This is a genomic window from Celeribacter sp. (genome assembly GCF_048261515.1).
In the GTDB taxonomy this organism is placed as follows: Bacteria; Pseudomonadota; Alphaproteobacteria; order Rhodobacterales; family Rhodobacteraceae; genus Celeribacter.
On record NZ_JBLXFZ010000004.1, the window covers coordinates 172,384 to 185,309 of the forward strand.

Below are 12,926 nucleotides of genomic sequence, written 5' to 3' on the forward strand. Positions count from 1 at the left end.
AGGCCTCCTTGAGGGGTTGCGGCTTAGGCGGCTTCAGCGGCCAGTTTCTCGGCTTTTGCGAGCACTTCGTCGATGCCGCCAACCATGTAGAAGGCCGCTTCGGGAAGGTGATCGTATTCGCCAGCCACAACGGCTTTGAACGACTTGATCGTTTCTTCGAGCGGAACCTGCACACCGTCGGAGCCGGTGAAGACTTTCGCAACGTCGAAGGGCTGCGAGAGGAAACGCTGGATCTTACGGGCGCGAGCCACGGTAAGTTTGTCTTCCTCGGACAGCTCGTCCATGCCGAGAATAGCGATGATGTCCTGCAGCGATTTGTAGCGCTGGAGAATACCTTGGACGTCACGGGCCACGTTGTAGTGCTCTTCGCCAACGATTTGCGGATCAAGGATACGCGAGTTGGAGTCGAGCGGGTCCACAGCGGGGTAGATGCCGAGCTCGGAGATCGCACGGTTAAGAACCGTTGTCGCGTCCAAGTGAGCAAAGGTCGTTGCAGGTGCGGGGTCGGTAAGGTCATCCGCAGGCACGTAAACAGCTTGGATCGAGGTGATCGAGCCGTTCTTTGTGGAGGTAATACGCTCCTGCATTGCACCCATGTCGGTGGCCAGCGTCGGCTGGTAGCCCACAGCGGAGGGGATACGGCCGAGAAGTGCGGACACCTCGGAACCAGCTTGCGTGAAGCGGAAGATGTTGTCCACGAAGAACAGAACGTCTGTACCGGACTGGTCACGGAACTGCTCAGCCAGCGTCAGACCGGTCAGAGCAACACGTGCACGGGCTCCCGGAGGCTCGTTCATCTGGCCGTAGACCAGAGCCACTTGGGACTCTTCGAGGTTGTCGGGCTTGATGACGTTGGATTCGATCATCTCGTGGTAAAGGTCGTTCCCTTCACGGGTCCGCTCACCAACACCGGCGAACACGGAGTAGCCCGAGTGCACCTTTGCGATGTTGTTGATGAGTTCCATGATAAGAACCGTTTTACCCACACCAGCACCGCCGAAGAGGCCAATTTTACCACCTTTGGAGTAGGGTGCGAGAAGGTCGATCACCTTGATACCCGTGACGAGGATTTCGGAGGCAGTGGACTGCTCTTCGAACGCGGGAGCGGGTTGGTGGATCGCGCGGGTTTCTTCTGCGTTCACAGGGCCTTTTTCATCGACGGGCTCACCGACGACGTTCAGGATACGACCCAGCGTCGCGTTGCCGACGGGCACGGAGATCGGGCCACCAGTGTCGGACACTGCTTGACCGCGAACGAGACCTTCGGTCGCGTCCATAGCGATGGTGCGGACCGTGTTCTCGCCGAGGTGCTGTGCAACCTCGAGGATCAGGCGGTTGCCGTTGTTGTCGGTTTCAAGGGCGTTGAGAATGGCGGGAAGGTCGCCGTCGAACTGAACGTCGACAACGGCGCCAATCACCTGCGTGATTTTGCCAGTAGCTTTTGCCATGTTTCGTTACTCCGGTTCTTAGAGCGCTTCGGCGCCCGAGATGATTTCGATAAGCTCGTTGGTGATGACGGCCTGACGCGAGCGGTTGAACTCGATGGTCAGTTTGTCAATCATTTCGCCTGCGTTGCGGGTTGCGTTGTCCATTGCGGACATCCGCGCACCCTGCTCGGAGGCGCCGTTTTCCAGAAGAGCCGAGAAGATCTGCGTGGCAACGCCGCGCGGCAGGAGGTCGGCGAGAATGCCTTCCTCGGAGGGCTCGTAGTCGTAGAGCGTGGCCGCGCCGTCCTTGCTCTCATCCGCATCCGTCTCGTAGGCGGCGGGGATGATCTGCTGGGCCGTCGGGATCTGGCTGACGACGTTGACGAACTTCGCGTAGAAGATGGTCGCCACATCGAACTCACCCCCGTCGAAACGGGAGAGGATGTCCTTGGCGATTTCCTGCGCATTCGCATAGCCGACGTTCTTGACCTCGGAGAGATCAACATGGCCGATCGAAAGGTCGCCGTACTCACGCTTGAGTTGCTCACGGCCTTTCTTGCCAACGGTAAGGATTTTCACCTCTTTGCCCGCGGCTTTGAGTTCGGCAATGCGTGTGCGTGCGAGTTTCACAATGTTGGTGTTGAAACCACCGCACAGGCCTTTTTCCGACGTCATGACGACGAGCAGATGCACATCGTCCTTGCCCGTCCCGGCGAGAAGCCGGGGCGCGCTTTCGGAGCCACCAACCGAAGCCGACAGCGCACCCAGAACGGCATTGAACCGTTCTGTATAGGGGCGCGACGCCTCAGCCGCATCCTGGGCGCGGCGCAGTTTTGCGGCCGCGACCATTTGCATGGCCTTCGTGATCTTGCGCGTGGATTTCACGCTCGCGATCCGGTTTTTGAGATCCTTGAGGTTGGGCATTAAAGCTTTCCTTCAGGACTAAGCGTAGGTTTTGGCGAATTCGTCCAGAACCGCTTTGAGCTTATCGGCAGGCTCGCCTTTGATTTTCGGGTCTTCAGTAGTGATCCACTCGAGGATGTCTTTCTTCTGACCGCGCAGGAACTCGAGGAGTTTCTGCTCGTATGCGCCAACTTCGCTGACAGGAATGTCATCGAGGTAGCCGTTGGTGCCCGCGAAGATGATGCAGACGATCTCGGCGTTGGTCAGCGGCGAGTACTGCGGCTGTTTCATCAGCTCGGTGAGGCGCGCGCCACGGTTCAGCAAACGCTGGGTGGAGGCGTCGAGGTCGGAGCCGAACTGTGCGAAGGCTGCCATCTCGCGATACTGAGCGAGCGACAGTTTCACCGGACCAGCCACGGAGGACATCGCCTTGGTTTGAGCCGAGGAGCCAACGCGGGACACGGACAGACCCGTGTTCACAGCGGGGCGGATACCCTGATAGAACAGCTCGGTTTCGAGGAAGATCTGACCGTCGGTGATCGAGATCACGTTGGTCGGAATAAAGGCGGACACGTCACCACCCTGCGTTTCAATGATCGGCAGAGCCGTCAGCGAACCGCCGCCATGATCTTCGTTCAGCTTCGCAGAACGCTCAAGCAGGCGCGAGTGGAGGTAGAACACGTCACCAGGATAGGCTTCACGTCCCGGCGGACGGCGCAGAAGCAGGGACATCTGACGATAGGACACGGCCTGTTTGGACAGGTCATCGTAGATGATCAGAGCGTGCTTGCCGTTGTCGCGGAAGTATTCGGCCATCGCAGTTGCGGTATAGGGCGCGAGATACTGCATCGGAGCGGGGTCGGATGCGGTTGCGGCCACAACGATGGAGTATTCAATCGCACCGGTTTCTTCCAGCTTTTTCACAAGCTGAGCAACGGTGGAACGTTTCTGACCAATTGCAACGTAGATACAGTAGAGTTTCTTGCCTTCGTCGTCGCCGGCGGCGTCATTGTAGGACTTCTGGTTGAGGATCGCGTCGAGCGCCACAGCGGTCTTACCCGTCTGACGGTCGCCAATGATCAGCTCACGCTGGCCACGGCCGATCGGGATCATCGCGTCAACGGATTTGAGGCCCGTTGCCATCGGCTCGTGAACGGATTTACGGGGGATAATGCCCGGAGCTTTCACGTCCGCGATGCGGCGCTCGGAACCTTTGATCTCACCCTTGCCGTCGAGCGGGTTGCCCAGACCGTCCACAACACGACCCAGAAGACCTTCGCCAGCGGGAACGTCCACGATGGAGTTCGTACGCTTGACGGTGTCGCCTTCTTTAATGTCGCGGTCGGAACCGAAGATAACCACACCGACGTTGTCGGCTTCGAGGTTGAGAGCCATCCCGCGGATACCACCGGGGAATTCGACCATCTCACCGGCCTGAACGTTGTCGAGACCATAGACGCGGGCAATACCGTCACCGACGGAAAGCACGCGACCGACCTCGGCCACTTCGGCATCCTTGCCGAAATTCTTGATCTGGTCCTTCAGGATCGCAGAAATCTCTGCAGCTTGGATACCCATTTATCCGACCTCTTTCATTGCATTCTGGAGGGAGTTGAGTTTGGCGGCGATCGACGTGTCGATCATCTTCGAACCCACTTTAACGACAAGACCGCCGATGAGGCTTTCATCCACGGTCGCATTGATATTCACGTCTTTGCCGAACTGCGCCTTAAGCGTCTTGGCGAGCTTGTCGGTCTGCGTCTTGGTCAGTGCCTTTGCAGACACGACATCCGCCGTCACCTCACCACGCGCCTCGGCCAGCATCTCTTCGAGAGAAGCCACAAGCTGCGGCAGGACGAACAGGCGGCGTTTCTGCGCCATCAGGGCCAGCGTGTTGGCCGTGATCGTCGACAATTTCGCTTTCTTGGCAAATGCGCTTATGCCGCCTTCGAGATCATCGCGGGTCAGAACCGGCGAGGACACGAAGTCACGGAAATCCGCACTGTCATCAAGAGCGCCCTTGAGGGTCGCAACATCGCCCTCCAACGCCTTGACGGATTTACCTTCACTGGCCAGATCAAACATGGCCGTTGCGTAGCGTGCGGCGATACCGCGGGAGATCGAAGCTGGTTCGGACACGTCCACCCTTCCGCTGTCTTGGGGCCGTTACCTCCCCCGTGTGCATTTTGGCGTGCACAGGCGGGCAAAGTTCGGGCAGCTAAAACCGCCCACGCGTCATGCGTAGGCTGCAAAATCGGCGTGGGTGTAGCAGAGCATCATCCGTCCCGCAACCTTGTTGCGCGACTTTAGCGCCAACAGAAGGATTAATGCCTCTTAGCCTTTTCAGTGACTTAGTCAATTTTGAGCTTCAAATTGGCAAGAAAAGTCGAATTCGCCGCAGCCACCAAACGGGATTCGCGCGATTCCTGTGCGACTTTTGCCCCTCGGAAGTCGCTCGGAGCGTTGCGACACGAAAGTGTCGCGGCACTGATTCATCGGCTCAAACGGGCTTCGCTTCGGGCACGGGTCGCAACCCGTCGAGCACCCGCAACGGACGACGAACAGCCTCGGGGCTGCCCGTGCCGCTTTGCGCATAGACCCGCTTGGACACCTCGACCATCAACACGCCGCTGGCCAGCACGGTGGACAGGGATCGCCCGACCTTCTCCCACGCGGGCCCCGACCGCAGCCAGAACCGCTTATGTGACGGGGGCTGATAGAGTGCGGCGCGATGGCGTTCGGGTACGAAACCCGCCCCTTTGAGCTGGGTTTCCAACTGGCCGAGCGAATAGGGGCGCCCGTATCCGAAGGGCGTATTGTCCGAGCGCGACCACAGTCCCGCGCGGTTCGGCACAATAAAGAGCGCCTTGCCCCCCGGCCCCAGCACACGCCAGCATTCTTGCAACAATTCGGTCTGACTGTCGGAGGTCTCCAGCCCGTGCATGACCACCAGCTTGTCCACGAATCCCGTCTGCAACGGCCATAGCGCCTCTTGGCACAGGACCGAGACATTGGGCATTCCCGCAGGCCACGGCATCACGCCTTGTTGATCGGGCATCAATCCCACCACGCGCCGCCCGTCCGCAAGATAGGGACGCAACAACGGCACCGCGAATCCGAATCCCGCAACGGTTTGACGCGAGGCATCAGGCCAGAGATCAAGCATCTGCGCGCGAATTGCCCGTTGCGCCGCGCGGCCAAGCCCCGTGCGGTAATAAAAATTCCTTAGGTCGACGACGTCGAGATGCATTGCTTTTTCAGACCTCGGGATCAATTGTCCCTCACAATAGCCAAGTCGCAAGGAAACGCCATGCCTCTCGAAATCGTCACCGTCCCCGCACTCGACGTCTTTCTCAACTACTATTTCCTGATCCGCGACACCGAGACAGATACCGTTGCCGTCGTGGATTGTGGTGGCGCGGCCCCCGTGCTCTCGGCGCTGGATGCGCACGGATGGACCCTCGACGAGATCTGGCTGACGCACCACCATTGGGACCACGTGGACGGTGTCAGCGATCTGGTCGCGGCAACGGGTGCCAAGGTGCGCGGCAACAGCGCCGAAGCGCACCGCCTGCCCCCGCTCGATCTCGAAGTCACTAGCGGCACATCCTTTGATTTCTGCGGCACGCGGGTCGATGTGCTGCCCGTCGACGGCCACGCCAGAGGCCATATCGCCTTCCACATCCCTGCCGCCAAAGCGTTGTTTTCAGGCGATAGTCTCATGGCTCTGGGCTGTGGCCGCCTGCTGGAGGGGACCGCCGAGGAAATGCACGACACGCTCACCCGCCTCGCCGCCCTGCCCGCTGACACGTTGATCTATTCGGGCCACGAATACACCAAGGGAAACGCCGCATTCGCCCTGACCATCGAGGCGTCCAGCGAGGCTTTGCAAGAGCGCGCAGCGGCTATCAATGACGTGTTGGACGCAGGCGGCGCGACCGTTCCCTCGCTGTTGTCAGAGGAGCTGGCCACCAACCCGTTCCTGCGCACCCACCTGCCGCAGATCAAGTCAGCCGTGGGTATGGAGGGCGCCAGCGACATAGCGGTCTTTGCCGAAATCCGTGCGCGCAAAGACTCTTTTTGATCCCCAGACGCTTGTAAACGCCGCTCACGCCGTTAGATTCAATCTTGAAAAGTCGATTGGCGCGCCCCGCCGAAACCGCACAAAAACTGGCTGTTCACAAAAAAGATATGTGAGTTAACAGTTTTTTCCCTTGAAGAGCGCGCATTTCAATCGAACTTTAAGAGTATCAGGCCACGGTTATCGAGGGCCACGACCTTAAGCCCCCGACAGCCCCCGAAGTAAGGAGCACTATCGACGTGCCGTCATTTTCAAACTCTCTCGAACAAGCGATCCATTCTGCGTTGGCGCTGGCGAACGCGCGCCGCCATGAACTTGCGACGCTTGAACACCTGCTCTTGGCGTTGATCGACGAACCCGACGCGGCCCGTGTGATGCAGGCCTGTTCGGTCGATCTCGAAGAGTTGCGCAAAACGCTTCTCGATTACATCGAGGACGATCTTTCGACACTCGTGACGGATGTCGAAGGCTCCGAAGCCGTGCCCACGGCTTCCTTCCAACGCGTCATCCAACGCGCCGCCATCCATGTGCAGTCCTCGGGCCGCACCGAGGTTTCAGGTGCCAATGTACTGGTCGCAATCTTTGCTGAACGCGAAAGCAATGCGGCTTATTTCCTGCAAGAGCAGGACATGACCCGTTACGATGCCGTCAACTACATCGCACACGGTGTCGCCAAGGATCCCGCTTTTGGCGAGAGTCGCCCTATCACGGGCGCCGATGACGCGGCTGACGAGACCAACCACAGCACCACCGAGGGTGGCGAGGACAAGGAATCGGCGCTCGCCAAATACTGCGTCGACCTCAACAAGAAGTCCGCGAAAGGCGATATTGATCCACTGATCGGCCGCGCCCACGAAGTTGAGCGCTGCATTCAGGTGCTTTGCCGCCGCCGCAAGAACAACCCGCTTCTGGTGGGCGATCCTGGCGTGGGCAAAACCGCCATTGCCGAAGGGCTGGCCAAGAAGATCATCGACGGCGAAACGCCCGAAGTGCTGGCCAACACAACCATCTACTCGCTCGACATGGGCGCGCTACTCGCGGGCACCCGCTATCGCGGTGATTTCGAAGAGCGCCTCAAAGCTGTGATGAAAGAGCTTGAAGATCACGACGACGCGATTCTGTTCATCGACGAAATCCACACCGTGATCGGTGCAGGCGCCACCTCTGGCGGCGCGATGGACGCCTCCAACCTGCTCAAGCCTGCGCTTCAGGGTGGCAAGCTGCGCTGCATGGGGTCGACCACCTACAAGGAATTCCGCCAGCATTTCGAGAAAGACCGTGCTCTGTCCCGTCGATTTCAAAAGATTGATGTCAACGAGCCTTCGGTCGAAGATGCCGTGAAAATCCTTCAGGGTCTCAAGCCCTATTTTGAAGAGCACCACGACATTCGCTACACCCACGACGCGATCAAGACCGCCGTGGAGCTTTCCGCACGCTACATCCATGACCGTAAGCTCCCTGATAAGGCGATCGACGTAATCGACGAAGCGGGTGCCGCGCAGCATCTCGTGGCCGAAAGCAAGCGGCGCAAGACGATTTCGCCCAAGGACATCGAAGCGGTCGTGGCGAAAATCGCCCGCATCCCGCCGAAAAACGTCTCCAAGGACGATGCGGAAGTGCTCAAGGATCTCGAAAGCGCACTCAAACGTGTGGTCTTCGGTCAGGACAAGGCCATCGAAACTCTCAGCTCCGCCATCAAACTGTCCCGCGCAGGTCTGCGCGAGCCCGAGAAGCCCATCGGCAACTACCTCTTCGCTGGCCCGACTGGCGTAGGGAAAACCGAGGTCGCCAACCAGCTCGCCTCCTCGCTCGGCGTAGAACTCCTGCGTTTTGACATGTCGGAATACATGGAGAAACACGCGGTTTCCCGCCTCATCGGCGCACCTCCGGGCTACGTTGGGTTCGATCAAGGCGGCCTGCTCACCGACGGCGTCGACCAGCATCCGCACTGTGTCCTGCTTCTCGACGAAATCGAGAAAGCGCACCCTGACGTCTACAACATCCTGTTGCAGGTAATGGACAACGGAAAACTCACCGACCACAACGGTCGCACGGTGGACTTCCGCAATGTGATCCTGATCATGACCTCCAACGCGGGGGCCACCGAACAGGCGAAAGAAGCCATCGGTTTCGGCCGCGATCGTCGCGAGGGTGAGGACACTGCCGCAATCGAGCGCACCTTTACGCCCGAATTCCGCAACCGCCTTGATGCCGTGGTCTCCTTCTCGCCGCTGCCCAAGGAGGTCATCCTGCAAGTGGTCGAGAAGTTCGTGCTGCAACTCGAAGCGCAGCTCATGGACCGCAACGTCCACATCGAACTCACCCGCCCCGCTGCTGAATGGCTCGCGGACAAAGGTTACGATGACAAGATGGGCGCGCGTCCGCTGGGCCGCGTAATTCAGGAACACATCAAAAAGCCCCTCGCCGAAGAGTTGCTATTCGGCAAACTCGCGAAGGGTGGTGTGGTCAAGGTTGGCGTCAAAGATGGCGAGATCGACCTGCGGATCGAAAGCCCCGATGCGCCACGCATCGGCCGCTCGAAAAAGCCACCACTTCTGACCGCCGAGTAATCCGGCCTACATCGCAAACGAATTGAGGCCCCGTCGCTTGACGGGGCCTTTTCCTTGCGCAAGCTTGGCACCATGCCGCACGCTTCTTTCCATTGTCGTTACACCGCACTTCTCACAGCCCTTGCTGTGACGGCCCTGCCCCACACCGCGCGGGCCAAACCGCCCCTGCTCAATCCGCCTGTAGAATGCACGCTTGGCGAGACCTGCTACATTCAGCATTTCGTCGACACCGATCCCAGCCACGGCTTTGCCGATTTCACTTGCGGCACGCTCTCCTATGACGGCGCGAAAGGGACGAGTTTCGGCCTGCCCGACCGTGCCGCGATGCGTGCAGGTGTCGACGTGCGTCCCGCCGCACCTGGCACGGTTCGCGCGCTACGCGATGGCGAACCCGACCGCCCCTTTGACCCGAACATGGCCGACGAAATCAAAGGCCGCGAATGCGGCAATGGCGTAGTGATCGACCACGGCGACGGCTGGACCACGCAATATTGCCACCTCGCAAAAGGATCGATCTCCGTGCAGAAAGGCCAGCGTGTCGGTATGGCGTCCCCCATCGGCCAAGTCGGAAAGTCGGGCAAGAGCAACTATCCGCACCTCAACTTCATCCTGCGAAAGGATGGCGAGGTCGTCGACCCGTTCAACCCCGACGGCATCATCGCCTGCGACGACATTCGCAAACTCGGAGGATCGCTGTGGCAAGCGCCCATGGTCTACCAACCTGGTGGGTTGATCGGGCTAGGCGTGAGCGATGCCGTGCCCGAATACGAAACGGTCAAAGACGGCACAGCAGGACGCGCAACCCTGCCCGCGAGTGCACCCGCTCTCGTCGTTTTTGCCCTCGCCTTCGGCACGCAGGAAGGTGACGAGCTGCGTCTGTCGATCTCGGGGCCAGAAGGGGAAATCACCTATCGCGAGTTTACGCTGGAGAAGCAGCAAGACCTGACCTACCGCGCAACGGGAATGAGGGGCGAAAACTGGCCCGTCGGTTCCTACTCCGCAATCGCCCAGATGCGCCGCAAGGGAAAGACAATCGACACTGAATTGATACGGTTCGACGTTGCGCCCTAAACCCGCCCGCGCCTATTTCTCTGTCAGTTTCAACTCGATGCGGCGGTTTTGAGCCAGTGCCTCAGGGCTGTCGCCTTCGGCAACGGGATGGTATTCGCCGAAACCTGCTGCCGCCAAACGGTCAGGCGGGAAGCCCAGTTCTTCCGACATGTAGCGCACCACGGACAAGGCACGCGCCTGCGACAGCTCCCAGTTGTCGGCATATTCGCCCGTCCCCGACAAGGGCACGCGATCGGTATGCCCGTCCACGCGGATCACCCAGTCGATTTCTGGAGGAATTTCGCTGGCCACTTCACCAAGGATAGAGGCAACCCGCGCGATCTGCCCCCGCCCGTTTGCGCCGAGATCGGCGGAAGCAGGCTCGAACAACACCTCGGAGGAGAACACAAAGCGGTCGCCCACGATCCGCACGCCCTCGCGGTCGCCCAGAACTTCACGCATCCGCCCAAAGAACTCCGAGCGGTAATTCTCCAACCGTTTGGCCTCTTCCTCCAACCGTTTGCGCTCGGCCTCTTCCAAAGCCGCCCGCGCCTTTTCTTCCGCCGCGACCTGCGCAAGCGCGGAATTGAGGCGCGCGGTCAGCGTGTCGATCTGGACCTCCGCCTGCACATCGCGCGCCACACGGTCGTCCAGCGTGGCTTGAAGCGACGACAGTTGCCCGCGCAATTCGGCGATCTGTGCATTCAGGAGCGCCACCTTGCGTGCGCTCTCCGCTGATTGTGCCTGTTCGTTTTGGAGAGCCTGACGCGCGGTTTCCAGCAGCGCGGCTTGGCGCTCGGCCTCGGTCACTTCCGTGTCCAGCCGCGCCTCCAACTCTTCGCGCGAGGCATTCGCCGCCGCTAGCAGTGTCAGGGTCTCTTCCGCATCGCGCCGCTGCTCCTCAAGCGCAAGCGTCATCGCGGTCAGCTCCGCATCCGACTCCTGTAATTTCTCCCGAAGCGCCTCCAGCGCCGCCGCATCTGCCAGCCGCGCCTTTTCCGCCTCGCTCAACTCCGTCTCCACCGCCTCGGCGCGCGCTACCGCCGTGGCCAAAGCCGCATCGCGTTCAGCGGCTTGCGCACGAAGATCGGCCACCAGAGCATCCAGCGCCTCGCGTCGAGCGGCGGCCAGTCGGGCTGTCTCGGTCGCCGCATCAATCTCGTCGCGGGCCTGCGCCAACGCCAGTTGCAACGCCTCGCGCTCGGAAATAATCTGCGCATTGGCGGCTTCCAGATCGGCGAGATCAGCCGCAAGCGCCTCCCCTTCCGCACGCGCGGCATCCCGCTCCGCCAGAAGACTTGCAACCTGCTCCTCGAAGCTCGCGATCCGCGCCGATTGCGCCGCCGTCTGATCTGTGAGATCGGCGTTCTGTGCCTGCAGCGTGGAGATGAGCGCGGCCTGACGATCAGCCTCGGCGCGGGTTTCCGAAAGGGTCGCGCGCAGGCTACCGAGTTGATCCTCCAACCCCATAGCGCGCTGTTGCTCCAAGCCGAGCGCCAGAGCCAGTGCGTTGACCTCGGCACCAAGCTCGTCGAGTTCGTTTTGCTGGCCCGTGATTGTTTCGTTCAGCATGTCCTGAACAACCATAAAGATCGTCAGCACGAACATCAGAACCAGCAAGAGCGCCGTCATCGCATCCACGAATCCGGGCCAGATCGACCCCGACATGCGTTGCGAGGAGCGGCGCAGGACGGCCATGGCTACCCCCTTGGCTCGCTGGTATCACGCAAGGTGCGCGTGAAATTGGCAATCTCGCGTCGAATTTCCGTCAGACTTTCCTGCCGCCCTGCCGAAATTTCTTCGAGGATACGCAACAATTGAACGTCGATGGAGCGCAGACGCATACGGCTTTCGGCATCGACATGCGCGCCGCCCTCGACTTCACGCTCCTGTAGCGCCGCGATCAGGCGTTCCTGACCATCGGCCACCCGCCCCAGCACATCGGCAAGCGCGGCATCGCCCTCCATCTTGTTCACCATCCTGTCGACCGAAGTCACAAGATCACCGATCCGCTCGTCGATCATCGCACGCGAGATATCGGATTGCGTAAACAGCGATTGAAGGGCTTCCATCTGCTGGCTCATGTGATCGAGCACCGCCGCCGCGCCGCTCATCTCTCCACCATCGGAATCCGCGGCCGAGAACCCGATGCGCGTGATCGAGGACATCCACTCTTCCAACTCGCGGTAAAAGCGGTTCTGACCGTGTGAAGCGAAGAGCTCCAACATCCCAACGACCAAAGACCCCGCCAGACCGAGAAGCGAGGAGGAGAAGGCCGTGCCCATACCGCCGAGTTGGCGTTCCAGACCACTCATGAGGCGCGCAAAGACATCCGTTGCGCTCTCGTTTCCTGAGGGCGCGAGTGAGCGGATCGTATCGACAACTGCAGGCACGGTCGTCGCCAAACCGAAGAACGTGCCCAGAAGGCCAAGGAAAATCAGAAGGTTGGTGAGGTATCGCGTAAAGTCACGCGCCTCGTCGATCCGTGTGGCGACAGAGTCGAGAATAGAGCGCGAGGAGGCCGAAGAGATCTGCAGATTTTTCTCGCGTCCACGCAGAAGCGAGGCAAGTGGCGCCAAGAGGCGTGGCGCGCGCTTGGTGTTTGTATCGGGGCGCACTCCCGTGAACCGCTCGATCCAACTGACGGAGGCAACAAGCTGCACCACCTGCCAGAAACACGCCAATACCCCCACGACAAAGACAATCGCAATGAACCCGTTCAAATACGGGTTTGCGAGGAACACGGGCGCGACACGCGGCAGCGCAATGTAGAAGCCGAAACCCACCAGCCCCAGCACAACGATCATCGAGACGATCTGGCGCACGGGTTGCGAGAAGTGATGCTCGGCCTCGCGATCGGGTTGGTCCATTGTGGCCTTATCCTGATCTGTGATT

General features: G+C 60.2%; 10 protein-coding genes. 3 read left to right on the forward strand and 7 right to left on the reverse strand.

Going from position 1 to position 12,926, the window contains the following annotated elements; all coding sequences use genetic code 11:
• Positions 1 to 23: 23 nt before the first annotated feature.
• The 5 genes from atpD to ACN0SC_RS09425 all read right to left on the reverse strand — a co-directional run bounded on the left by atpD (position 24) and on the right by ACN0SC_RS09425 (position 5,580).
• Positions 24 to 1,448 (reverse strand): F0F1 ATP synthase subunit beta, encoded by a 1,425-nt coding sequence (gene atpD / locus ACN0SC_RS09405; protein WP_417249416.1) that lies wholly within the window; start codon positions 1,446 to 1,448, stop codon positions 24 to 26.
• Positions 1,449 to 1,466: 18 nt separating this feature from the next.
• Positions 1,467 to 2,351: a F0F1 ATP synthase subunit gamma gene (locus tag ACN0SC_RS09410; RefSeq protein WP_417249417.1), complete on the reverse strand. Its 885-nt coding sequence runs from the start codon at positions 2,349 to 2,351 to the stop codon at positions 1,467 to 1,469.
• A gap of 18 nt (positions 2,352 to 2,369) precedes the next feature.
• Complete coding sequence (gene atpA, locus ACN0SC_RS09415; protein WP_417249418.1) at positions 2,370 to 3,908, reverse strand: F0F1 ATP synthase subunit alpha; 1,539 nt, start codon at positions 3,906 to 3,908, stop codon at positions 2,370 to 2,372.
• Positions 3,909 to 4,469, reverse strand: a complete 561-nt coding sequence (locus tag ACN0SC_RS09420) for a F0F1 ATP synthase subunit delta (RefSeq protein WP_417249419.1) — start codon at positions 4,467 to 4,469, stop codon at positions 3,909 to 3,911.
• Positions 4,470 to 4,830: 361 nt separating this feature from the next.
• Complete coding sequence (locus tag ACN0SC_RS09425; RefSeq protein WP_417249420.1) at positions 4,831 to 5,580, reverse strand: class I SAM-dependent methyltransferase; 750 nt, start codon at positions 5,578 to 5,580, stop codon at positions 4,831 to 4,833.
• A 60-nt stretch (positions 5,581 to 5,640) separates the two neighbouring features.
• On the opposite strand from ACN0SC_RS09425, the gene gloB reads away from it, so the two are divergent.
• The 3 genes from gloB (at position 5,641) to ACN0SC_RS09440 (ending at position 10,052) form a co-directional block, all read left to right on the forward strand.
• Positions 5,641 to 6,414: a hydroxyacylglutathione hydrolase gene (gene gloB, locus ACN0SC_RS09430; RefSeq protein WP_417249421.1), complete on the forward strand. Its 774-nt coding sequence runs from the start codon at positions 5,641 to 5,643 to the stop codon at positions 6,412 to 6,414.
• A gap of 236 nt (positions 6,415 to 6,650) precedes the next feature.
• Positions 6,651 to 8,981: an ATP-dependent Clp protease ATP-binding subunit ClpA gene (gene clpA, locus ACN0SC_RS09435; RefSeq protein WP_417249422.1), complete on the forward strand. Its 2,331-nt coding sequence runs from the start codon at positions 6,651 to 6,653 to the stop codon at positions 8,979 to 8,981.
• Positions 8,982 to 9,053: 72 nt separating this feature from the next.
• Positions 9,054 to 10,052, forward strand: a complete 999-nt coding sequence (locus tag ACN0SC_RS09440) for a M23 family metallopeptidase (RefSeq protein WP_417249423.1) — start codon at positions 9,054 to 9,056, stop codon at positions 10,050 to 10,052.
• A 12-nt stretch (positions 10,053 to 10,064) separates the two neighbouring features.
• On the opposite strand, the gene ACN0SC_RS09445 is transcribed toward ACN0SC_RS09440, so the two are convergent.
• Entirely contained in the window at positions 10,065 to 11,729 is a 1,665-nt protein-coding gene (locus ACN0SC_RS09445; protein WP_417249424.1) for a peptidoglycan -binding protein, read from the reverse strand.
• Between the two features lie 2 nt (positions 11,730 to 11,731).
• On the reverse strand, positions 11,732 to 12,901 hold the full coding sequence (locus tag ACN0SC_RS09450; RefSeq protein ID WP_417249425.1) for a biopolymer transporter ExbB: 1,170 nt from the start codon (positions 12,899 to 12,901) through the stop codon (positions 11,732 to 11,734).
• Positions 12,902 to 12,926: the final 25 nt, after the last annotated feature.